Source organism: Clostridium sp. JNZ X4-2 (genome assembly GCF_054889485.1).
In genome coordinates this window covers 167,298-191,783 of record NZ_CM142685.1, presented here as the reverse complement: position 1 = coordinate 191,783, position 24,486 = coordinate 167,298, and the positions used below count along the sequence as shown (strand labels likewise).

General features: G+C 35.1%; 23 protein-coding genes. 6 read left to right on the top strand and 17 right to left on the bottom strand.

Annotated elements, in window-relative coordinates:
* The first annotated feature begins 118 nt into the window (after positions 1-118).
* On the top strand, positions 119-526 hold the full coding sequence (locus tag ACYUJ6_RS01120; RefSeq protein WP_461844067.1) for a hypothetical protein: 408 nt from the start codon (positions 119-121) through the stop codon (positions 524-526).
* A 117-nt stretch (positions 527-643) separates the two neighbouring features.
* Here ACYUJ6_RS01120 and ACYUJ6_RS01115 read toward each other — a convergent pair whose 3' ends face one another.
* Positions 644-1,492: a MurR/RpiR family transcriptional regulator gene (locus tag ACYUJ6_RS01115; RefSeq protein ID WP_461844066.1), complete on the bottom strand. Its 849-nt coding sequence runs from the start codon at positions 1,490-1,492 to the stop codon at positions 644-646.
* A 367-nt stretch (positions 1,493-1,859) separates the two neighbouring features.
* Here ACYUJ6_RS01115 and ACYUJ6_RS01110 point away from each other — a divergent pair, with 367 nt between their 5' ends.
* Positions 1,860-2,483, top strand: coding sequence for a LysE/ArgO family amino acid transporter (locus tag ACYUJ6_RS01110; RefSeq protein WP_461845403.1), 624 nt, complete (start codon positions 1,860-1,862; stop codon positions 2,481-2,483).
* A gap of 78 nt (positions 2,484-2,561) precedes the next feature.
* A complete protein-coding gene (locus tag ACYUJ6_RS01105; RefSeq protein ID WP_461844065.1) occupies positions 2,562-4,004 on the top strand; it encodes an aminotransferase-like domain-containing protein in 1,443 nt (480 codons plus the stop codon).
* 33 nt (positions 4,005-4,037) lie between these two features.
* Here ACYUJ6_RS01105 and ACYUJ6_RS01100 read toward each other — a convergent pair whose 3' ends face one another.
* The 14 genes from ACYUJ6_RS01100 to ACYUJ6_RS01035 form a co-directional block, all read right to left on the bottom strand.
* Positions 4,038-5,543 carry an FGGY-family carbohydrate kinase gene (locus tag ACYUJ6_RS01100; protein WP_461844064.1) on the bottom strand — a complete coding sequence of 502 codons (1,506 nt, stop codon included), beginning with the start codon at positions 5,541-5,543 and terminating at the stop codon, positions 4,038-4,040.
* Between the two features lie 238 nt (positions 5,544-5,781).
* Positions 5,782-6,618, bottom strand: a complete 837-nt coding sequence (locus ACYUJ6_RS01095; protein WP_461844063.1) for a class II fructose-bisphosphate aldolase — start codon at positions 6,616-6,618, stop codon at positions 5,782-5,784.
* A complete protein-coding gene (locus ACYUJ6_RS01090; RefSeq protein ID WP_461844062.1) occupies positions 6,612-7,712 on the bottom strand; it encodes a 2-hydroxyacid dehydrogenase in 1,101 nt (366 codons plus the stop codon). Before ACYUJ6_RS01090 ends, ACYUJ6_RS01095 begins: the two co-directional genes overlap by 7 nt.
* Positions 7,713-8,038: 326 nt before the next feature.
* Entirely contained in the window at positions 8,039-9,157 is a 1,119-nt protein-coding gene (locus ACYUJ6_RS01085; RefSeq protein WP_461844061.1) for a DUF362 domain-containing protein, read from the bottom strand.
* A 62-nt stretch (positions 9,158-9,219) separates the two neighbouring features.
* Positions 9,220-10,212: an NADH:flavin oxidoreductase gene (locus ACYUJ6_RS01080; RefSeq protein WP_461844060.1), complete on the bottom strand. Its 993-nt coding sequence runs from the start codon at positions 10,210-10,212 to the stop codon at positions 9,220-9,222.
* A gap of 255 nt (positions 10,213-10,467) precedes the next feature.
* The gene (locus ACYUJ6_RS01075) at positions 10,468-11,280 is read right to left on the bottom strand and encodes a CoA-transferase subunit beta (RefSeq protein ID WP_461844059.1); all 813 of its coding nucleotides are present in this window, start codon (positions 11,278-11,280) and stop codon (positions 10,468-10,470) included.
* Entirely contained in the window at positions 11,281-12,258 is a 978-nt protein-coding gene (locus tag ACYUJ6_RS01070) for a CoA transferase subunit A (RefSeq protein ID WP_461844058.1), read from the bottom strand.
* Between the two features lie 48 nt (positions 12,259-12,306).
* Positions 12,307-13,494 carry a M24 family metallopeptidase gene (locus ACYUJ6_RS01065; protein WP_461844057.1) on the bottom strand — a complete coding sequence of 396 codons (1,188 nt, stop codon included), beginning with the start codon at positions 13,492-13,494 and terminating at the stop codon, positions 12,307-12,309.
* 25 nt (positions 13,495-13,519) lie between these two features.
* A complete protein-coding gene (gene meaB, locus ACYUJ6_RS01060) occupies positions 13,520-14,476 on the bottom strand; it encodes a methylmalonyl Co-A mutase-associated GTPase MeaB (RefSeq protein ID WP_461844056.1) in 957 nt (318 codons plus the stop codon).
* A 5-nt stretch (positions 14,477-14,481) separates the two neighbouring features.
* A complete protein-coding gene (locus ACYUJ6_RS01055; protein WP_461844055.1) occupies positions 14,482-14,886 on the bottom strand; it encodes a cobalamin B12-binding domain-containing protein in 405 nt (134 codons plus the stop codon).
* Between the two features lie 26 nt (positions 14,887-14,912).
* Entirely contained in the window at positions 14,913-16,610 is a 1,698-nt protein-coding gene (locus ACYUJ6_RS01050; protein ID WP_461844054.1) for a methylmalonyl-CoA mutase family protein, read from the bottom strand.
* Positions 16,611-16,646: 36 nt separating this feature from the next.
* A complete protein-coding gene (locus ACYUJ6_RS01045; protein WP_461844053.1) occupies positions 16,647-17,201 on the bottom strand; it encodes a cob(I)yrinic acid a,c-diamide adenosyltransferase in 555 nt (184 codons plus the stop codon).
* Between the two features lie 301 nt (positions 17,202-17,502).
* A complete protein-coding gene (locus ACYUJ6_RS01040; RefSeq protein WP_461844052.1) occupies positions 17,503-17,652 on the bottom strand; it encodes a hypothetical protein in 150 nt (49 codons plus the stop codon).
* A gap of 186 nt (positions 17,653-17,838) precedes the next feature.
* Complete coding sequence (locus tag ACYUJ6_RS01035) at positions 17,839-18,714, bottom strand: LysR family transcriptional regulator (protein ID WP_461844051.1); 876 nt, start codon at positions 18,712-18,714, stop codon at positions 17,839-17,841.
* A gap of 106 nt (positions 18,715-18,820) precedes the next feature.
* On the opposite strand from ACYUJ6_RS01035, the gene ACYUJ6_RS01030 reads away from it, so the two are divergent.
* A complete protein-coding gene (locus ACYUJ6_RS01030; protein ID WP_461844050.1) occupies positions 18,821-19,810 on the top strand; it encodes a YeiH family protein in 990 nt (329 codons plus the stop codon).
* Positions 19,811-20,029: 219 nt separating this feature from the next.
* Here ACYUJ6_RS01030 and ACYUJ6_RS01025 read toward each other — a convergent pair whose 3' ends face one another.
* Entirely contained in the window at positions 20,030-20,869 is an 840-nt protein-coding gene (locus tag ACYUJ6_RS01025) for a L,D-transpeptidase family protein (RefSeq protein ID WP_461844049.1), read from the bottom strand.
* A 522-nt stretch (positions 20,870-21,391) separates the two neighbouring features.
* On the opposite strand from ACYUJ6_RS01025, the gene ACYUJ6_RS01020 reads away from it, so the two are divergent.
* A complete protein-coding gene (locus tag ACYUJ6_RS01020; protein WP_461844048.1) occupies positions 21,392-21,958 on the top strand; it encodes a sigma-70 family RNA polymerase sigma factor in 567 nt (188 codons plus the stop codon).
* A 1-nt stretch (position 21,959) separates the two neighbouring features.
* Positions 21,960-23,318 (top strand): DUF4179 domain-containing protein, encoded by a 1,359-nt coding sequence (locus ACYUJ6_RS01015; RefSeq protein ID WP_461844047.1) that lies wholly within the window; start codon positions 21,960-21,962, stop codon positions 23,316-23,318.
* A gap of 175 nt (positions 23,319-23,493) precedes the next feature.
* Here the strand turns inward: ACYUJ6_RS01015 and amrS are convergent, their stop codons facing one another.
* On the bottom strand, positions 23,494-24,483 hold the full coding sequence (gene amrS, locus ACYUJ6_RS01010) for an AmmeMemoRadiSam system radical SAM enzyme (RefSeq protein WP_461844046.1): 990 nt from the start codon (positions 24,481-24,483) through the stop codon (positions 23,494-23,496).
* Positions 24,484-24,486: the final 3 nt, after the last annotated feature.

The window sequence follows — 24,486 nt, the reverse complement described above, 5'->3', positions numbered from 1 at the left end:
ATAATATACAACTTTAAAATTTCATATAACAACTTTTTTAAATAATATTTTCAATCTGTAACTATAATATAGACATAAACATATCATTAGAGTAAGAGTAAAAATAGGAGTTGTGTACATGTACGATTATAATTGCTTTAGATTTGAAGATGAATACGATAATGAGATGGATGACAAATCCTTTCATCAATTTTACTGTCCTTACTGCCAATTTTGTGTCTCCCAGTATCCTATGCAAATGACGAGACAACAAAATAAACTTCCTCCGGGCCCTCCTCCATCCAATGTCCCTTCAAAAGAAAAATCCAATTTAAAATCAGGTCCTCAACCAAAAGCAGTTGATTCCGGTTCTTTAAGGCCCTGTGTATTCAAATACGTGTATATCTGGCCAAAAAGGGGAAATCCATTCTGGGCATGGATAACTACTGTAGGAAAAAGATCCGTTTCCGGATATAGATGGTACCGGGGCAGATGGGCATACTTCGGAATGGACTTAAATCAAATAGAAAGTTTTATATGCTATTAGAAAACTTTCGTGGACAATATTATATCTATAATTCATTCTAAAAAAATAATACAATATTACAAACCTCTTTCAGTTTAATTTAGCAGCTAACCTGAAAGAGGCCTTTTACTTTATAAGTTATCGTTTTCTCCTGGCTACAGCCAAACGTGACTTGTTAACTCTTTTTATACTGGAAGGTCCCATTTTTAAAATCAATTTTACATAAAGTATATCTATGATAACAAGTTGTACAATTCGTGAAACCATTGCGTCCGAACGATATTTCGTCTCGTTTGTGGAACTTAACAATACTGCATCTGCAACTTTGGTTATTGTGGAATGTATATAACTTGTTAAAGCTGCAACTTTACTGCCATTTTCCTTTGCTATATCTATACAATCTAAATCTTCACTGCTCTCCCCCGAATGTGAAACTATAAATAAAAGATCAGATGGGACTGTATGAGCACATACTATATTCATTATATGAGAATCATCACAGGTAAAAACATTTAACCCAATTCGTGAAAACTTATGAAATGCATCTTTTGCAATTATTCCTGAGGCACCCATTCCAAAAAACAGCACTCTCCTGGCATTAAAAATCAAATCTATCACCCTATCAATTGATTCATCATCTACCATTCTACTAATATCTTTTATAGAATTTACCGTGGAAAATATAACCTTTTCTTTAACATCGCCGGTACTATCATCAGGTTTGATTTCTTCATATATGGCTTGAGTTGATTCTGCAGATATATCCTGTGCAGTTCTCACTCTAAATACCTGATATGAACTAAACCCTATTTTTCTTAAAAATCTCATTATAGTTGTTTCACTGGTATTGCACTGTCCGGCAAGATCACTTATAGAAAGAAGAATAACTTCATTTCTGTTATTTAAAATAAAATCTGCAATATTCTTTTGTACAGGGGATAATAAATTATATTTTGTTCTTATTATAGTAAATACATTGTTATTCACACTAATTTTCTCCTTAACATTAATTAAACTATTATATTCTAGTAGACAACAAATCAATTATAGTAAATATACCACCATTTTACACCAAAAGCAGTAATTAATTTACTATAATCAATGATAATACATTATTTTATAAATGTCAATAATCATGATATGCTGAATTAAGGCCTCTGTAAAGGAGTGACTTTTTTCCCTGCCATATATAAACTTGTGTTCTATTAATTTATTTACAATCTACCTTAATTTTATTTTTCCACTAACTATGCATGAGTTTTGGTTGGTATAATTTTTAATTTCTGGTTGCAGACATGACCCTATCCAATAAATATAATTGATTATATGAAATACAAATGCCTGGAGGTTAAAAATAATGAAATATTTTATACAGGGTCTTTTGCTGGGAATCTCCTATGTTGCACCAATAGGTATGCAAAATCTCTATGTTATCAATTCTGCCCTATGGAATAAAAAAACTGACGCATATAAAGTGGCTTTCATAACAATATTTTTTGATATTTCCCTTGCACTTACTTGTTTTTGGGGAATGGGAACTGTAATTCAAAAGTCAAAAATTTTAAAAGGCATTGTTCTATTGGTTGGCTGTATTGTGGTCATATATATTGGACTAAGCCTTATAATAAACAAACCACATACTGACAATAAAACAGTTAAAGAGAGGAATTTAATTAAGATAATTACATCCTGTTTTATTGTAACCTGGATGAATCCTCAAGCTATTATTGACGGTTCACTGCTTCTTGGAGGATTTAAATCCTCCCTTTCCCATGAAGCCTCCTCGTTTTTTATATTAGGCTCTTGTACCGCATCAGCCTTTTGGTTTATATTTCTCACGACTATTGTATCTAACTTTAAACATAGTTTTAATAAAAAGTCCATAAAAATAATTAACATGATATGTGGTATAATAATAATTTATTATGGACTAAAACTTGGCCTTAATTTTATACGAACGCTGCCATTGCTAAATTAGCAGCAAACACCGCTGGGCAGGCTCCACTTGGCCCTAAGAATCACTTGCTATATTATAGATAAAAGGATCTGAATATGTATGTTAAATATAGATTGGAAACCTGACAGAAAATCTTCCATTTCCCTGTACAGGCAAATTGTAAATTACGTAAAAGAAAAGATAGGAAACGGAGAGTGGACTGTAGGCTCCAGACTCCCAGCACAGAGGAGCTTGGCAAAAATATTTCAAGTAAACAGAAGTACTGTGGTAGAAGCCTTAGACGAATTAAAGGCAGATGGATTAATTGAGGGCAGAGGTAAAGATGGAACTGTAATTGTAAATAATACCTGGTCTTTAATGGCTTCAACATCCGCCGAAAGTTGGGATCACTATATAAAAAACGGAATACAACAACCCAATTTATTTACAATTCAAATTATAAACAAACTGGAGTACAGAGATAATATAATACGGCTTGGTACTGGGGAACTTTCACCGGAACTATTCCCCCAAAAAATGATGAAAAAAGTATTTGTCAGCATTTCCAGTAAAATAAAATCGCTGGGATATGAAAGGCCCAGGGGCTCATTATATTTAAGAAAAGTTTTAAGTCAATATGTAAAGAAATTTCATATAAATGCATCACCTGCTTCCATATTAATTGTTTCAGGCTCACTTCAAGCACTTCAATTAATTTCAATGAGTATATTAAAACCTGGCTCTACTGTTCTTGTGGAAAAACCCTCTTATATAAAATCAATTCATGTATTTGAGTCCTGGGGAATTAAATTAAAGGGAATATCCATGGATAAAGATGGGGTTATATTAAATGAGTTTTTAAAAAACTTAGATAAGAAAACCTCTCTTTTATACACTATTCCTACATTTCATAATCCTACGGGAATAGTAATGTCAGGGGACAGACGAGATAAATTATTAAATTTATGTATGCGTGAAAGACTTCCTATTATTGAGGATGATGCCTATAGGGAATTATGGCTGGATGAAATTCCCCCTGAAACTTTAAAGTCAAGGGATAAAGAGGGAGTTGTACTATACATGGGAACTACTTCAAAATCTCTAGCAGCAGGAATGAGAATCGGATGGGTCATAGGGCCTGAACCCGTTATAGAACGTCTTGGAGATGTTAAAATGCAGACAGACTATGGCGCCAGCTCTATTTCACAGTACACAGCTGCAGAATGGATAGAAAGTGGATTATATGAAATATATCTAAAAGAACTCAGAGAAAGACTTAAATTAAGAAGGCAGATTACACTAAAAGTTCTTGAAAAATATTTTTCAGATATAGCTGGATGGAATGTTCCAAAAGGAGGATTTTACATATGGCTGAAATTGAAAAATAAGCTAGACATGCAAAAGCTGTTTTGCAAGTGCTGTAAAAATGGAATACTGATCAATCCCGGGTACATATATGATTTTACTGAAAACTACAATATAAGAATCTCCTATTCTTATGCTTCAATACATGATTTGCAATTTGGTCTAAAAAAACTTTCAGATATAATCAGAAGTTTATAGGGCAATCCGGGGTCAAGACCCCGGTGAATAGTTTCAACTAAATAACTTATAAATATCACCTTTTTCCAAGGCATTATAAAGACTGTTTTTTCTTTTTAAAAGTTCTGCATATTTGATTGCATTATCTTTATCAGGTTCAAATATTTTCTGCTTGCCGTTACATATATTTTCAAATGCCTCATTATAGTTATCATAAATACCCAATGTAACCGCCGAACTTATCAATGCCCCCAGTGAGCTTGCTTCACTGTTCTCATATTTAATCACATTTTTGTTGAATGTACTGGCCTGAATTTTATCAAACAAATCAAATTTAGTCATTCCTCCTGCTACACTGACCATATTGATTTCATCAGAAATATTTTCAATAAGATGAATATTATCGGCTATTTCAAGGGCAATTCCTTCAAGTACAGCTCTTGCCAAGTCACCTCTTTTAGTTCCCAAAGTAAGGTTAAAGATTACTCCCTTTGCCATAGGATTCCAATAAGGTGCTGCACTTCCCTGAAAGTGCGGAAGCAGCAATACACCATTTGCGCCTACTGTAGATTCTAAAGCTTCATTGTTTAATATTTTAAAAGAACCTTCAGCACTTTCACTGTAAAATTGTTCTTTAACCCATCTATATATAGCGCCTGTATTAAAAATGCCTGCTTCAGCTATCCATTTACCAGGCATGGCAGAAGCACTGCACAATGTCCTCATATCTTTATCAAAAGCAGGTTTTTCAGAAAATGCAATTACAAAAGAGCCTGTACCTGTATTGGCTTCCGCAGAACCCGGCCTTAACACATTTAAAGCCAACGCTGCACATTGCTGATCCCCGCCTCCTATAATTATGGGAATACCAGATTTCAACCCAGTAATTTGTGACATTTCCTCTGTCAGATTTCCAACTATGGAACCAGGAGCACAGAGTTCAGGTAACAATTCTGCATCTATTCCAATTCCACTGAGCAATTCTTCATCCCAATTAAAATCATTTATATTCATAAGCATAGTTCTTGATGCCTGTGTCCAATCAGTAATAAATTTACCCGTAAGCAAATGTATAATAAAATCCTGTACACCTAATAACTTATATGCATTTTTATATATTTCAGGCTCTTTTTCCTTGAGCCATAACATTTTCGGAGCTGAAAAATACGGATCCAGCCTTAATCCCGTTTTATGATAAAGATCATTAACACCTATTACACTTGAGATCTCAGAACACTGTACGGTACTTCTTTTATCCTGCCACATGATGGCATTGTACAATGGCTGTCCTTTTATATCCACCGGAATTACGGATGCCCTCTGGGAGGTCACGGCAATTGTGCGTATATCTAACTTATTTTTCTCCACATATCTTGCCGTATTCATAAGTGCAAAAAACAATGCGTCATGCCAGGTTTCAGGATCCTGCTCCACATTATTGCCATTTGTTATTACCGTATGATACTCTTTAGACTCTTCATGTATAATCTTGCCTTTTAAGTTATAAACTATAGATCTTAGACTGGATGTACCTACATCAATTATAATTATATACTCCATAATCTACCTCCAAATTTTAAACCAATTCTATATAAAAACGTATTCATCTTGAAACAAATACACCTTCCTAATTATTTAACAGTTTGTCCACCTTTGCCAATTCATCAAATAATTCTTGGATTCAGGTGGAACCTATTCATAAGGTATTAATTAAACTATTTTTTAGAGGAATACATACATATATTCCTCTGAAAATAGTTCAATATCTTAATTTTAAAAATACAAATTATATAAATACTTATGCGCCATAGAACATATTCATATATTTTTTTACAACTTCTTTAATGTATTCTACTTCCATTAAAGATATTTTTGAAAGATGATAATTTGTATTTGATTTAAATGCTTCTTTTATTTTATTTACAGTGTACATTGATATTTCAGTGTTTACATTTATTTTACAGATACCATTTGATATGCATTCTTTAATAGTGGCCTCAGGAGTTCCTGATCCCCCATGCAGTACTAAAGGTGTATCTACCTTTGAAGATATTTCCTTCAATACTCCTATATCTATCTTAGGTTCTCCTTTATACATACCATGAACAGTACCTATTGACACAGCAAGTGCATCTACTTCCGTATTTTTTACAAACTCTTCAGCCTGACTTGGATCTGTATAAATTTGTTTTCCTTCATCTTCATTTGAATACTCTCCACGGGACAGTGCTCCAAGCTCTGCTTCTACTGTTACACCTACTGCATGTGCAATTGATGTTATTTCCCTTGTCTTTTTTAAGTTCTCTTCAAAGCTAAGACTGGATCCATCAAACATTACTGATGTAAAACCTGCCCTGACAGCCTGTATAATATGTTCAAAAGACTTGCAGTGATCTAAATGAAGCGCAACTGGAGTATTGATATCTTTTGCCAGAGAATTTACCACTGCATAAACCGTATCTACATCCATATTACCCAAATACTTTTCTCCAAACGCTACTATAACGGGCTTTTTTAATTCATCAGCTGATTCCAGTACACCTTTTATAGTTTCAAAATTATAGACGTTAAAAGATCCTACTGCATATTTCCTTAGATGGGCATCTTTTAACATTGATGATAAACTAACTAGCATCCTATCACCTCATTAAGCCATTTTTTAAATTCTTCATTTTTAATAACTTCAGGATTTACCATAAATCTAGTTTCTTCATTCTTTAATAGTTTCCCAATATCCTCCATAAGAAGCTCTGGTGATCTGCTCAATGCCTCTTTAGTGGTACCTGCTATATGAGTTGATAAAGTCACATTATCCAATTCTAAGAATTCACTGCCTTCAGGTATAGGTTCCGTCCAGAATACATCCAGGCCTGCTCCAGCTATGCTTTTTTCTTTTAATGCCTTTAAAAGTGCCTTTTCCTCTACAAGCCCTGCCCTTGCAGTATTTATAAGATATGCTGTAGGTTTCATTTGTGCCAATTCTTTTTCACCTACAAGGTTTTTAGTTTCTTCACTTAAACGAGCGTGCAGTGTTATAAAATCACTTTCCTTAAATAAAGTTTCCTTATCAACAGGAGTGCAGCCTGCTTCCTTTATAACTTTAGGATCTACAAACGGATCATAAACCATGGTATTTGTTTCAAAACCTGAAAGTTTTTTAGCTACAAGTCTTCCTATATATCCAAATCCAACAACACCAACATTTTTTCCCTTTAATTCTGGAACCCAGCTGGAATTAGAAAATTCTTTTCTCCACTTTCCACCTTTAATTGAATGAAAGGCTCTTGCAATATTTCTACATTCACTTAACAGCATTCCCACTGCATAATCTGAAACTGCTTCTGCATTTCTTCCTTTAACATTAAAAACAAGAATTCCTTTTTTTGTAGCTTCTTCAACATTTACATTCTCAAGTCCTGCACGTGATACTCCCACAATACGTAAATTTGGCATGGCCTCAAAAACTTTTGAGGAAACAGGCAGAAATAATCCCATAAGCAGAGAAGCATCTTTTCCTTCAGCTTTTATCAGGGAATCAACTTCTTCTATTTCTGGGCCCTTCTTTTCTACTTCCAATCTTCTATTTTGAAGTTTGCCCCAGTCAGATTCCCAATCACCAACTTTAACATCCTTTACGAAATCACTTAAATATTTTTCACAAGCTCCCTCAAAACTTTTTCCTGGAATCATAGCATCTCCAATTAACAATGCCTTAACTTTTTTTGTCATATTACGTCCTCCTTATTAAAATAATTTATTTTAAATTTTAATTTCAATATACATCAATACCTTTTATCTTTTAGATATACTAAATATATTTTATTTTTAATAATATAAAATATTATTTTTATATTAGTTTATTTACTACGTTATGATACATATAGCAGTAAATTTATTACTAAATACAGTATGTCATATTACATTTTATTTGTCAATACCTATTTCTTACGTAAATTTAAGGCCAAAAATATAAGCAATTTAATATGGATTTATAATATGATTTATTTAAATCATATTATAAATCCACAAATACCTGCATATAATAAAAATTCAACTTATATGCTTATTAACTTATACTCCTTGGAGCCAAGACCTATTTCTTCTCCATAAATCAACTGAACCTGGCCATAAGTATTTTTTCTCATAGCTTTAAATTTATCTTCACACTTATGATCATTGTGAACTTCATTGTCTTTCAGAAAAGTATTACTCAACGCTGCTGCTTTATTCACCAAATCATAACATGCACTGTCCAGAGCTACAGGATCTGTCGATGCCAATATTCCTATATCCGGTACTATAGGTGCATCGCTCCATGGAACACAATCACAATCAGGCGTTACATTAATAACGAAATTTATATATCCCACCTTTCCCTCTTTTCCCTTTACTGCTCCATAGGCATATTCCGTAAGTTTTTCTGTAAATATTTTTGCTTCTATTTCACTGCCTGATTCAATGGCCCTGACTGGACAGACTGTCATACATTCACCGCATCCAATACATCTCATTTTGTCTATAGACGATTTCTTGTCCTCAATAGTTATGGCTTTTTGAGGACATACCTTCGCACACTGTTCACAGCCTATACATTTTTCTACATTTACACTGGGTCTTATGGAATGTTGATCTTTCTTTCCATCAGGATTTGCGCATCCCATAGCCAAATTTTTAATAGCTCCTCCAAATCCAGCTGCTTCATGACCTTTAAAATGGGACATGACAATCATACTGTCGGCTCCAGCTATGGCACCGGATATTCTCGTATTTTTAAAATGCTTTTTGTCTATTCTTACTTCTTTTACATTTTCACCCTTTAACCCATCTGCTATTATTACAGGGGCATTTACCACAGCATAGTTAAACCCATGCAGTATTGCCGTATTCATATGATCAACCGCATTTGATCTGCTCCCGGAATACAATGTATTTGAGTCCACTAAAAATGGATTGGCACCAGTTTCCTTTATCTTGTCAACCACCTGCCTTACAAATACAGGGTTGATATACCCATCACTGCCAAGTTCTCCAAAATGAATCTTTACGGCAGTAAGATCTCCTTTATTAAGCAGATCCTTGAATTCACCCCTGTCAAATAGCTTTCTTATCTTCGTTATTTTATTTTGTTTTGCCTTCCTGGCTCTCAAATTCACAAAATATACGTTGCTTTTCATAAAATCACCTCATAATATTTTATAGCATAACCTATCAGCTTGAAAATTCAATACCTTATTAATCATTGAAGACTTTCAATGGCCCTTTTAGCCCAATTGGAATCTCTGTATACAGCTCTGCCCACCCCAATAAGATCCGCTTTATCTTCAGATAACAACGCTTCAGCAGCTTGAACTTCTGTAATGCCTCCAGTTAAAATCACTGGAATAGATACTGATTTTTTAATTGCTTCAGTGAGAGGTGAAAAATATCCCTGTGAAGTATTTCCTGGTATGGTATATCTACAAAATCCACCGGAAATATCGAGAATATCCACTCCTGCTTTTTCAAACTCCCGGGCTGCAATTTTACTATCTTCAACAGTGCTTCCCCCTGTCATATAATCAGAAGCACCCAGACGTAAAAGAACCGGAAAATCATCACCTACAGCTTCACGAATTGCCCTGATAACATCCAGGTGTATTTTAATCCTGCCTTTTACATCTCCTCCATATTCGTCAGTTCTTTTATTGGTAAGAGGAGAAAAAAATTGATTTAAAAAATAACCATGTGCAGAATGAATTTCAACCCCATCAAATCCTGCTGCCTTTACACGAAGTGATGCCGCTTTAAACTCCTGAACTATATCCCCAATTTCCATACAAGTGAGCTCTCTCGGCATATCTCCCTTTATTGGATTTGCCACAGCGGAAGGGCCAATTACCTCAGTACCAGTAATGCTTCTCATTGCAGCACTGCCGGCATGATTAATCTGCATTACAGTTTTGGATCCGTTTCTATGGATAATTTCCGATAATTTCTTTAAGTTTTCCACTACGCTGTCATCTGCTATAGAGAGCTGTCTTTCACTGGCTTTTCCTGCCTGAGCAATAAAACTATGTTCAATAATAACAAGTGATATATATCCTCCCTTGGACTTTTCATCATAATACTTTAAAATATCTTCACTTGCCTTGCCATCCTCTCCAGATTTTGAAGTAGCCATAGGCGGCATAACCAGCCTATTTTTTAAAACTAATTTGCCTCTTTTAAGCGGTGCAAGTAAATATGACATATTCAATACCCCCAATCATGATTTTTTTCATAATAATATTATATCATATCGTATATTAAATTTTTTATTGATCAACCAGTACATATTTCACTAAAGAACTATTATATAGTTAAATATACACTTTTTAATATTCAAATAGTATCAACATTAAAAGACAGGGCTAGATTATTTCACTATAATCCGCTCTGCCTTTTTATATTGAGTATTAAATTTTTTTCTAAATTCTATTCTTGCTGAATTATAAACATCAATAACTTATGGCAAAAATATGCCTTCCGGATCAATATCCTTATAAAGTAATTCAACCTGCTTTTTGGTAGGCGGCAATGTTTCTCCAGACACCCTGGATACATTAAGCTTAAAACCTACATGATCAATAACATCCTGTACAGTAAAACCAGGATGTACGGTATCTAAATACATCTCGCCATTTTCGTCAAAGCGAAATACTGCCATATCTGTAATTACAGCAGAAACTCCACCTTTAAAATATGATCCATAAACTTCTTTCTTGGAAACCCACTCTCCAGACGGCCAATTTCTTACCTTCCAGCCCGGCGAAGTTACATAATCAACATGTTCTTTAAATCTACGTTTTTCCTGTACCATAATAAATACAGTTTTTTTGGCAAAAGAGCAGATATCCGCATTACCACCACTTCCTGTAAATCTTTTTTTAGGATGGTTGTAATCACCTATTACTGTGCAGTTTACATTTCCGTACTTGTCAATTTCAGCTCCGCCTAAAAAACCTAAATCCACATAACCGGAATGCAGCTGTCCATAAAAGGCATCAAATAATCCCGTAGCCCTGGAAGCCTGATAAACACATCGGGCATCGCCTACGGAAGTAGGTATATTAAGGGGTCTTCCATCAATGCTTCCGCCCTCGTATACACATACTGCATTAGGTGCCTGCTGATGCTGGGCCAAAGTTATGGCAAGCATAGGCAGTCCAGTTCCTGCAAATACAACATCGCCATCATGAACTTCCCTGGCAGCTGCAGCAGCCAGCAAATCTATAGGCTTAAACTCCCCGGGTTTACAATATTCCTCTGAATTAACCATCTATCTCTTCCCCCTTTTGGCCCTAGTTGAATAACCCATAATAGAACTAGCACGCAGCTCTTCCAACTTTCTTACACCCAGTTTTTCCAGATATTCTTCATGACTGTCCACACTAAATATCCATTTTTCTGCAAATTCATCAAATGCTTTCTGATCACGTACATTACGGTTATAGTCCTTTAAGAACTTGGCATCCGTATCATAATAGTATTGTGATCCCGTTGGATGTGCCGCCCATGGACATTCCACCACATAATCCACCTGATATCCGGAAGCTATATTGGCATTGGGTTCTCTTCTCAAATATTCATCAGGTACAATCTCCTCGCATATTACAATTACTTTCTTAGATGCCTTAATAACTTCTTCATCATTATAAGGCTGTGCAAGTACACGTACAGTACCTTCATCTCCTACTATAGGTGCATAAACCAAAGCCACATCAGGATTCACAGCTGGAAACAATGCACATTTTCCTCTGTCGAAAAAAGGATCATCCGCCATTACATACTTCTTGGCTGGTATATTACGATGTTTCCCATCTCTTAAACCTGCTTTAGCCAGCTGATCGTATTCAGGATTAAATATATCAGTACCCATGGATAATGCACAAGGGAAAAAGGGAAGTCCCAATGCTCCTGCCATAAGTCTTCCTGCGGTCTGACCATGACTATAATCATCCACTAGAATTTCACCGTTCATCTGTTTACGTGCTAAATTCTCTCCTATCTTTCCTAACATCTCTTGTCCCATCCAGGCACCTTCCCAAATGCTTACACATCCTGCACCAACCAATAAGTCACTGTGGAACCCACCTTGTACCTCAAATAAATGCAGATTTTTCTTATGCTGTCTAATTATTTCATAACAAATTGCCACAGGACGTCTCCAAATGGTAAAACCACTAAAAGCTAATTCATCACCATCATTAATTAAAGAAGCCGCTTCTTTTAATGTAATCTTTTTAGGTCTGCTCAATTTATTTCCCCCTTTTAATTCAACAATAAATTTTATCTTTCACCGCATTTATTTTAAGTAAGTAATTATTTCAGGAATTGTGGTCATATTCTCCAATCCTGTTTCTGTCATCACAAAACTGCTTTCCGTACCAATAGCACCTTCAGGAAATACAAATTTAGGTTCCATGGCAAAAGTCATTCCAGGCATAATCGGAATTCTGGCTCCCTTTGCAAGCACCGGCCATTCATCCAATTCCAGGCCTATACCATGTCCTAAAAACTTAACTCTATCTTCCTTATAACCCATAAAATTATCCTTATAACCCATTTCTTCTGCCATTTTGAGAGCTAAAAAATATGGTTCCTCAGCCAGCATTCCCGGTTTAATACTTTTAGCTACTTCCGATTCAATAAGCACCGCATCTTTAAAAGCCTTTTCCATCCTGGGTGTAAGCTGGCCCATACAGAACACTCTTGTCTGATCACCTGCATATCCTTCAATAATACAAGTGTAATCTATATAAACAACTTCATCCCTGTTTACTTTTTTCCATCCTGCACCTTGGGGATGGGATACCGAAACTCCTGATCCCCCTACAGGTCCGTCAAAAAAGCTGGGACAAAATCCGCTGCTTCCAGTACATACATTTCCATAAAAAAATTCCTGATTAAATGCTCTAGTCCTGCAATATCCGGAATATCCACGTTTACGCATTTCAGCCTCAAATAATGCTGCCAGTTCCACCTCCGGCATACCTTCACGAAGAAAAGAAGGTACTTGCAAAAACGATTCGTCTATTACACCTACTGCATTTCGTAAAAGCTGTATTTCATAAGGTGACTTTATAGATCTCATCCCTCTTATAAGAGGAGAAATATCGTAAAACTCAATATTGGGGAATATCTTTTCATAAGCTTTATACAGATTAACTGGCAGTACATCCAATTCAAGCCCTATCTTATTTATGGAATTATAACCAAAATCCGATAAAATCTGAGGAATCTGTTTGGGGCTTTTAATGGACACGATATTTTTAAGAGGTGATTCATCTAATGCCCGGCGCATACTCCTTTTTACCATAAGTATAGGTTCTCCGATATCAGGTATATATAAAAATGAATTTTGAACTGTGCCTGTAAAATAAAACATATCACTATTTAATAAAATAATTGATCCTTGAATATTCTTTTCCTGAAGCTTTTTTTGGAAATGTGAAATTCTAGTACATATTTCAGACTCGGGAGTATGTTTCATATCAATTTTCCCCTTTCGTATCTACTTATTTCATATATTTACGAGCCACTTCTTCGGCTAGCGTATATGGATCCGTATCCTTATTAATCAACCTGTCAACCATCTTTTCCATTTCTCCCCTGGAATTCAAATCATCCAGCACCGGCTGAAGTATTTTAGCCCATAATGCCTCGTTGAGTTCTGCTGCAGTTTTTCTCCTTGCACGACTGGACAAAAGGTTGCTTTTAACCAAGTATTCATAATGTTCATCTATCTTATTGCATAATTCTTCAACGTTTTCAGAAAATTTCTTAGGTTCCTTGAATCCCGCCACCTTAATAACAGGAATCTTCCAACCTGGGTTTTTGGAGGACATAGATATCATATTTATAAGTTCCTGATAAAGTTTACCCGTGCCATCCCTATCAGCTTTGTTAATTACAAAAATATCTGCAATCTCCATCAAACCTGCCTTAATAGCCTGAACTTCATCGCCCATGCCTGGTACAAGGACAACAACTACTGTATGGGAATGGTTAAATACATCTACCTCCTGCTGTCCTACTCCGCAGGTTTCTACAATAATCTTTTCTTTTCCAAGAGCCTCCATAACATGAATTCCTTCACCGACGGCCTTGGATAATCCCCCCATATAACCTCTGGTAGCCAAACTCCTAACGAATACATCTGTATCTTCAGAATGATTCATCATACGAATTCGATCTCCTAAAATTGCCCCTCCTGTAAAAGGACTGGTTGGATCAACTGCCAATACGCCAATAGTTTTTCTTTTTTTACGATATACTGTAATAAGTTCATCAATCAAGGTACTTTTACCAGCTCCCGGTGCACCGGTAAATCCCACTATGTGGGATTTACCAGAGGCCGTAAATAGATCTTTCATAATCTCTTCAGTACCTGGAATTTGATCTTCTAAATTTCTTATAATATGTGAAGCTGAACGCACATCTCCATTCAAAACTTTTTTACTTATTTCGCTCATCATATTCACACCCTTGGAGTTACATTTTTATTAATCCAGTCAACAGTTTCATCTAAAGGAGTTCCTGGAGTAAAAATAGCCTTGATTCCAGATTTGTATAGTGCATCCATATCCTGTTCAGGAATAATACCTCCACCTATAACACAAATATCTCCTGCACCCTTTTCTTTCAATATTTTAGTTACTTCTGGAAATAAGGTTTTATGTGCACCCGATAAACAACTCAATCCAACTAAATCTACATCTTCCTGAATAGCAACAGATGCAATTTGTTCAGGAGTCTGATGGCATCCTGTATAAATTACTTCAAAACCAGCATCACGAAAACATCTAGCCAGTACTTTAATACCACGATCATGTCCATCAAGTCCTGGTTTAGCCAACAACACACGAATCTTTCTATTTGACATTACATTTTCCTCCTTAAGTTATTTTATTAATATATGCCAGGATCACGGTATTCACCGTAAACTTCTCTATAAACATTACAGATCTCCTCAACAGTTGCATAGCTTTTAACTGCTTCTATGCAATAAGGCATAACATTCTCTCCCTTTTTACATGCCGTTTCCAAATCTTTGAGACATTTAGAAACCTGACGTCCATCACGCTGTCTTTTAACATCAGCTAAACGTTTAAGCTGTTCCTTTTCCACGGATTCATCAATCTCAACCATTGGGATATCCACTTTTTCATTCTCTTCCACATATTTATTAACTCCAACTACAATCTTTTTCTTAGCATCTATTTGCTGCTGGAACTTATATGCTGCATCTGATATTTCCATTTGAGGGAATCCTTTTTCTATAGCAGCAACCATTCCTCCCATTTCATCAATCTTATTGATATATTCCCATGCTTCTTCTTCCATTTTATTAGTAAGAGATTCAATAAAGTATGAGCCTGCAAGTGGATCTGTAGTATTTGCCACTCCAGTCTCCTCTGCAAGAATTTGCTGAGTTCTAAGAGCAATCTGTACTGCCTGTTCAGAAGGCAGACATAAAACTTCATCTAATGAATTGGTGTGAAGGGACTGAGTTCCGCCCATAACAGCAGCTAAAGCTTCAACTGCAGTTCTAACAACATTGTTATAAGGCTGCTGAGCAGTCAGTGAGCATCCTGCAGTTTGTGTATGGAATCTCATCCACAGTGAACGAGGATTTTTGGCTTTGAAACGCTCACGCATAATCTTGGCCCACATTCTACGTGCAGCCCTCATTTTTGCAATTTCTTCGAAGAAATCGATGTGAGAATTAAAGAAGAATGACAATCTAGGTGCAAAATCATCTACATTTAATCCTTTACGTTTTATGGCATCTTCTACGTATTCCACACCATCCCTTAAAGTAAAAGCCAGTTCCTGGACAGCTGTTGAACCTGCTTCCCTGATATGGTATCCACTGATACTTATGGTATTCCACTTAGGCACATATTTAGTACCGAATTCCACTGTATCACTGATGAGTTTTACAGATGGTTCTGGTGGGCACATAAAAGTCTTTTGAGCAATAAATTCTTTAAGCATGTCATTTTGAATAGTACCGCTTATTTTATTAAGTGGAACATTCTGCATCTGTGCTGATGCGCAGTACATGGCCCATAGTATTGTTGCAGGAGGATTAATAGTCATTGAAGTACTTATTTTATCCAAGGGAATACCCTTTATAAGATCCTGAAAATCTGCAATAGTATCTATGGCAACTCCACATTTTCCAACTTCACCCCTGGATTTAGGTGAATCACTGTCATAACCCATGAGAGTTGGGAAATCAAAGGCAGTACTTAATCCAGTCTGTCCTGTAGATAAAAGATAATGCCATCTTTCATTAGTTTCTACAGCTGTACCCATGCCTGAAAACATTCTGAAGGTCCAATACTTTCCACGATAGCCTGTAGGCTGATTACCCCTTAAAAACGGATACTCCCCCGGGTATGATATATCTTTTTCAAAATTCATATCTTTAATATCTTCAGGGCCATACACCCTTTTTATCTGTTCATCGGAAACTGTAGTCCAATTTTCTTTTTGATCCGGATGTTTAGCAATTGTCTTTTTAACTTCATCTTCCCATTTTTTTCGTAATTGGCTAGATTTATCGAGAACTTCTTTATCGAACAATTTTCTTACCTCCATTCTTAGTTTAAAGAAATATGTTACAAAAATATTTATTTAATATTCAATGCCTGCCTGACCTTTAATTCCTGCATTATAATGATGTTTAATCTCAGTTATATCACTTACCATATCTGCAATTTCCTCAATTTTGTCTGAAGCGTATCTTCCAGTTAATAACAGGTTTAGTTCAGGTGGCTTTTGCTTAATTAAATCTATAACCTTTTGTTCAGAAATTAAATTGAAATTCACAGCTACATTAATCTCATCTAGTATAACCAGATTATATTTCTTGCTTTTTACAGCTTCTTTAGCCTTCTCAAAACCTTTCTGTGCAAGATCAATATCTACTGGAGCCGGATTGTCTTTCATAACAAAACTATCAAGACCACATTGAACAATCGTAAGATCCGGAAGATACTTTTCTGCAGCTATAATTTCTCCATATTTCCTGCCCTTCATAAATTGAAGGATAAATACCTTATACCCATGGCCAATGGCACGTAAGGCCTGACCGAATGCAGAAGTCGTTTTGCCTTTACCATTACCTGTAACCACCATTACCAGGCCATGTCTGGCAATATTTGATTGCACTGATTCCACTGTCGACATCTTATCACCTTCTTTCTCAAATTGTGCTAATTTAACATAATCCTAAATCCCTTGTTCTATTGTTTTCCAGTCTGTTATCCATCCGACGTTTAACATTGTTAAGGCCCGCACTTAATAAAATGTGAGATAATCAATGCCTCACCCCGGATAAGTTATTCCATAATTCAGGTGTGAAAATCATCATTCCTTATAGACAAGTTCCCTGCCTGAACCCAAGAATCATTTGATAATTAAATATATATCATAGGATTTTCCCCTGATTTTATAAATCTAAAACTTATGAATATAGAGGAAAAGCTTTCTATGCAAAAACAGCATCTGAAACATATATTTTCAGATGAAGAAATTTATCAGTATATAATTGTTCTTTTTTTAACAATCCAAAATATAGACAGAGTAAAACACAGTATTCATTCCCATTTATTCTATCAGAAACCTTTGCTTTTTGCAAGTTTGAAATACCCCTATACCTCTATGGCCTTTTCATAAAAATCATAAAATTCCTTAAAAACCTTAAAGTACTTTTCACATATTCCAACCCTCCATAATTGATTCAACAAACTATTTTAATATCAATAATTTTATCATATACCAATAAAACTATGTAAATGCAATTATAAAAAATACAGGTCCGCTCTTATTTATTTTTAATGCATAAATCTATAAACTGTTTCATTGATTTCATAAAATATTTGTTTTTATGATAGATGATCTTGAACTGTCTTTTAAATTCAATTCCCTTCACAGCTATTTGACAAAGCCGTCCAGCGGCCACCTCGTTTTCAACGGCACGCTTGGAAATAACAGACACACCAAGTCCTTCCTCAACAGCCATTTTGATAGTATCAGCATTATTGCATGTCCAAGTAACTTTCCAGGTCAAATTATTGGCTGTCATCCTGTCCTCAAATGTTTTACGGGTTCCACTGCCCTTTTCACGGATAATAAATTTTTCCTGTTCAAGTTCTCTCGGTTCTATAACTGAAAATGGAGCAAATCGGTGATTGGTTGAACAAATGAGCAGCAGTTCGTCATTCATAAATGGTATATTCAAAACATCCCGTGAGGTTGTTTCACCTTCCACAAGACCTATGTCAATCTCATCGTGAATAATCATATTTTCAATCTTCTCAGTATTATCTTCAAATACCCGGATATCAGCTTGTGGATCTATTTGTTTAAAATGCGAGACAAGCTTTGGCAATACGTGAGCTCCCACAGTAACACTGGCACCAATCCGTATGTAACCGTTCTTACGCAAAGATTTCATATCGTTTTCCACCTCTACGTTTATCCGAATAATGTGACGGGCATAGCTTAAAAGCTTTTTACCTGCTCTGGTTATGTATAATTTCCTGGATAACCTTTCAAAAAGCCGGACATCATAATAATTCTCGAGTTCAGCAATTGCCTGACTAACTGCAGACTGTGACATAAAAAGTATTTTGGCAGCGGAAGTCATATTCATGGTATCGCACACCGCCACAAATATTTTAAAATGCCTTAAAGTCATAATATCACCTCATACATTACTATTTACTTATTGTAATGATTAAATAATAATATTTTACTTATATTATGTCAAGGCGTATGATAGACCACAGAGAGGAGAAGACATTATGAAAACAATAATCAATAGATTACCAGGTGTAGTACTTGCAGGCTTCATAGCAGTCCCGGCATGGCTGATAGGTAAAACCATTCCTATTATTGGAAGCCCGGTACTTGGGATCCTATTTGGAATGCTTTTGGCATTTTGGAAAAGGCCGAGCTTATTTAATGATGGTATAAGCTACACCTCAAAAAAGCTGCTGCAGTATTCCATTATTCTGCTGGGGTTTGACATGAATCTTTTTAATGTTTTCAGGGTTGGAAAACAAACGCTTGTTTTAATGGTTTTCACACTGTCAGCAACATTTATCACCGCCTTTGCTGCAGGAAAACTTTTAAAACTGGATGGAAATATAAAAACTCTTATTGGTGTGGGTTCCGCAATATGTGGTGGATCAGCCATTGCAGCAGCGGCTCCTGTTATTCATGCAGATGAGGAAGAAGTTGCCCATTCCATTTCCACCATATTTCTTTTTAATGTAATTGCCGCATTTTTGTTTCCCTTCCTTGGACATGTACTTTGTATGAGCAATCAAAACTTTGGCCTATGGGCTGGGACTGCAATTAACGATACTTCCTCAGTAGTTGCCGCGGGCTACTCTTTCAGCAATTCCGCAGGCAACCTGGCAGTCATTGTAAAGCTGACAAGAACATTAATGATTGTTCCCGTCACGCTTGTTTTAGCTGTATATACTTCTAAAAAAGAAGCAGGACATAAAAATAGCAGCTACGATATCATAAAAATATTTCCATGGTTTGTACTGGGATTTATAATAACTTCAGTGATCAACACCTTTGCTTCCATGCCAGTTGGAATGAGCAGTGTTCTATCAAATTTAGGCAAATTTACTATTGTTATGGCAATGGCATCTATTGGACTAAACACCAATCTTGTTAAACTTGTGAAAAACGGCGGAAAGCCAATTCTTCTGGGATTTATATGTTGGGTAGTTCTGGCCCTTACCTCACTTGGTGTTCAGCATGTGATGCTGAAATAAAAGTAATTGATTAGTTTAAATATATGCCAGGTAATACCTTAAGTGTATATCCTGTCAATTGAACCCTTTCAGCAATTTGTTTTATTATATATTCCATAAAGGCAACTCTATTTTACTAATAAATCTTACTTAATATTTATCAATATGAAAACTTGAAAAAATGCAAAAAAAGCACTATTAAATTACCAAGTTCCAGTAATTTAATAGTGCTGACTGAAATCATTGTATCAGGATTCCTGATCCTATGGGAACATTATCGTAAATATACTTTGCATTTTCAAGAGCTAATCTTATACAACCATGAGAAGCAGATCTGCCAAGTGTACCATCTACTAAATTTCCCCTTTTATCAAATAAGACACTATGAAATAAATAGTTTCCCTGAATCTGCGTAAAATATTTAAGTATGACTCCATTTTGTGATTCAAATTGAGGTCCTTTGATTCCTACAAAAAAATGACCTTTCACCGTAGGTGTACCACCTGTTCCTGATGCACACTGAAAGGAATTTATCAATTTCCATTTTCCGCTGCTGCCATTAAAAATGTATACCATCTGCTCCGGTATATTAACCATAACATAGTAGTCAGTATAACTTTGAGTATTCAATTTATTCACTATGCCTTCGGCATAAGACGGATTAAAATTAGACACTATTTCTGCTGTGGGCTTGTACATTACATCTGGAGTAGGCTTCTTTTTTAAATCATCCAATGTAGACCCTTTTACTATTCCATCCGTAGTAAGACCATGCCTGTGTTGAAAATCCATTACAGCATACACTGTCCGTTCCCCAAAATCTCCATCTTCACTTACAGTATAACCAAATTTATTAAGTCTTTTTTGAATATCTTTTACATCATCTCCTTTGTCTCCTGCCTTAAGAATATTTCTGGGCGCAGGCGATGCTGGTTTTTTTCCTTTTGGATGTGGATTTATGTTACTGACAACATTTATCTTTTGGGCATCCTTTTTATTATACATATCAGATAAGCTGCTGCATGCAGAAAAACTAAAAATTATTATACCCACAATTCCTATTAATAAAGCTCGTTTCATATGGTCCCCCCATCCATCTTATTATTTTTATTTAAAAAATAAAATTCCTCCTTTAATCATAATTATGATTAAAGGTTGCAATATGTTACATATATGGTTTTATAGATTATTAGTGTTTAAACAACTACAGCTGGTCTACTATTTTATTAAGTTAAATAACACCAAAAGGGATGTGATATTAAAATCGACTTAAATATTCTATACTTACTTTATTATAACACCTTTAAGTAAAATTTCTATTTTTCTACACCTATTTTCTACATTAAAAAGGAGCAGTTTCTCAGTTCTTAATCCCGTTTGTCTTTTCTTTTCAATAGCTTTAGCTTTATATTGATGCAACTAGGGACAATGTTCCTTCATAGGTGACTGATTTTATTGTATAATCAGTAAAAGATATTGACAAATTATGATAACATTATAAAAATTTTAATAAAGGAAAAAAACATGAGAATATTTTCTATTATTAACGTTATATAGAGTGTAAGAGCTTTTACAAAATACCTGTTTTATAGGGAGAATGATATGAAATCAAACGAGAGAAACTATATTAAAAGACTTAAAAGAAGGCATGAAGATGCCTTGGATTATATTGTTGACCAGTATCTTTCACTGGCTAAGGGGACTATACTTAAAATTTTGGGGCAATTTAATGATTCAGGGTTTATAGAAGAATGTATTAATGATGTCTTTCTTTCAGTGTGGAACAATGCAGATAAATTTAACGGGGAAACGGAAGACTTTAAGAAATGGATTTTTGCTATATCAAAGTATAAAGCTATTGACTACTATAGGACAAAGATTAGGCATAAGAAAGCTGAGGTGCTCTTAGAAACCATTGAGAGTTTAGATGATATCTCTGCTGAGAATGAGTTGATTATTTTGGAAAATAAAAATGAAACAATGAGGTTAATAGATGCTTTGGAGCCAATGGATAGAAAAATTTTTGTTTTAAAATTTCTTCTAGGATACAAAGCCGCAGAAATAGCTGCAAAGTTAAATATAACCAAAGCAGCTGTAGATAACCGAATATACAGAGGGAAACTAAAGCTTAGGAAAAGATCGTCAGGCTCAAATTTGGAGGTGATTTAGTATGAAGGACATCTACAAAATCCTAAATGATATTGATATAGATGAGAAGGAGTTTGAAGAGGTTTATACAAATGAAGAAGATAAAGCTAGAATTAAACTTAATTTAAAAAAGTCTATAACTAAAAAGAAATTAAGTGGTAAAAAGAAAGCCGTAGTTGCAGCTAGTATAATTTTTCTTATTAGCTTTTCTATAATAGCGGTTAAACCAGCTCTAGCAAAGGGCATACCTATAATTGGGAATCTCTTGAATAAGGACTTAGTTAGTATAAACAAACAGTATAAAGACTACATTGATATTATTGGCAAGACAAAATCTGATAAAGGTATAGATGTAACATTTGAAAGTGCAATAGCAGATGATAATGAGCTTTTCCTAAATTTCATTGTGAGAAATAACAATAAAGAAATTAAACATGACTATATGGAAGCTCTTAGTATACCTACCTCATTGAAGGTAAACGGAGAAAGATTAGATACTGGAGCTGGAGCTTCATGGGAATTTATTGACAATAACACTATTAGAGTACTTAAGAAGATTGACTGGTCTCAAGATAATAAAAAGGATAAGATGAATATAGATATAGATATAGATGAACTTTATGGCAGGAAAGGAAATTGGGGAGTTAGCTTCTTCATTGATAAAAGAAATCTAGTACAAAAGACAGTTGAATATAAGGTTAATAAAAAAATTGAAACTAATGGCGGAGAAGGTAAAATAGATACTGTTACAGTTTCACCCCTGACAGTGTCAATAAAAGGTACAGAAGATTTTAGTGAATTTAAAGATATTAATAAACGTGGGGAAGAACGAAAATTCGGGGATTTTATAGTTTTAAATGACAGGGGGTATAGCTTACTGTGGAATGGAAGCGAGTATGAAGATTCAAGAAATCCAGGCAAATGGACAACAAACTTTATTAATAGAGGAAACTCAAAAAGCATAACAATCATACCCGCATATAGAACTAAACAGGGATCAAATAAGCTTCCTGCTGTAAAGATAGATGTTACTACAGCTGCTAAGCCATTAATATTAAATATAGATACTGATAGAAGTATAAAGATAAAAGATTACTTTATTACAGGTGATTACCTGGTTGTAAAGTATACTCAGCAATACAATGGCAGGGAAGGTTTTGAAAATATAATTCCTCCAATATATTTGATTGCTGATGGTACTGAAATAAATGAATGTACTGCAGATGACAAGGCTATTGGACTTTCCGAAAAACATGATAATGATAATCAGAAAATACGTGTATATAAAATTGGGAAGGCAAGAGATATCAGTATAGGAACATATGATGGTTCAGATTTAATGATTATGAAGGATAAGAGTATTACAGTTAAAACAAAATAAAAAATAAGTGAAGGTGCCTGGATCCATTTACTGAAACCTAGGTACCTTCATTTATTTTAATCCTAAGGCAAATCTATCTCCAAATGTATCCTTTACCACCTATTATTGTTGATTGGCATAAAGGCTAGAGTAAATCCCATACTGCAGCTCTTGGCAGGAGTTAAAATAAAGTCAGTCAAAATAATATATTTATATGGTGCCCGCACTTAGGACATTTGCTGTGATCCTCCATGTGAACCTTAGTAAAAAATTCATTTCTCTCTAACAGAAGTTCTCCACAATTAGGACAATATGTAGAGTTGTCAACACCTTGAACATTTCCAAGATAGACATAATTCAAATGCTTCCTGGCAATTTTTCTAGCCTCTGTCATTATGCCTGTGTCCGTAGCCGGGCGATCCATCTTGTAGGTTGGAAAATACCTGGATAAATGAAGTGGAATGTCTTTGTCTAAATCTTCAAGATAAGAAGCTATGCTCTCCACTTCTGAAAGGGAATCATTTAAATCCCTTACCAGCAGCGTGGTCACTTCTACATGAGTCTTTTGAGAGGCTTTGCTTATGATTTCCAGTACAGTCTCAACATCTCCTCCGCATACTTTTTCATAGTATTTGGGGTTAAATGACTTTAAATCTATATTCACAGCATCCACATAAGGTAAAAGTTTTTGAAGCGGTTTTTCTTCAATATATCCATTTGTAACAAGCACTACACTAAATTCCGGATGGCTTTCCTTAAGCTTTTTTGATGTTTCATACACATATTCATACCATATTACAGGCTCATTATAAGTAAAAGCTATACCAACATTATCCCTTATATTCAAACACCTTTCTATTAATTCGTCAGAAGATATATAATGACTTTCAGGTCTATACTGAGCTATTGTATAATTCTGGCAAAATCTGCAGGAAAAGTTACACCCGAAACTTCCTACAGACAAAATACTGCTGCCAGGTTTAAAATGATACAGAGGTTTTTTCTCTATAGGATCAACCGCCATGGATGTTATTTCTCCATAATTCACAGATTGCAGCACTCCGCCTCTATTCACCCTAACAGAACACCTTCCCTGCATTTTATCACCTATAATGCAATTATGGGGACACAACCTGCATTTTACACTATTACCCTGCTTTTCATAAAACAATGCTTCATGTAACAAAAA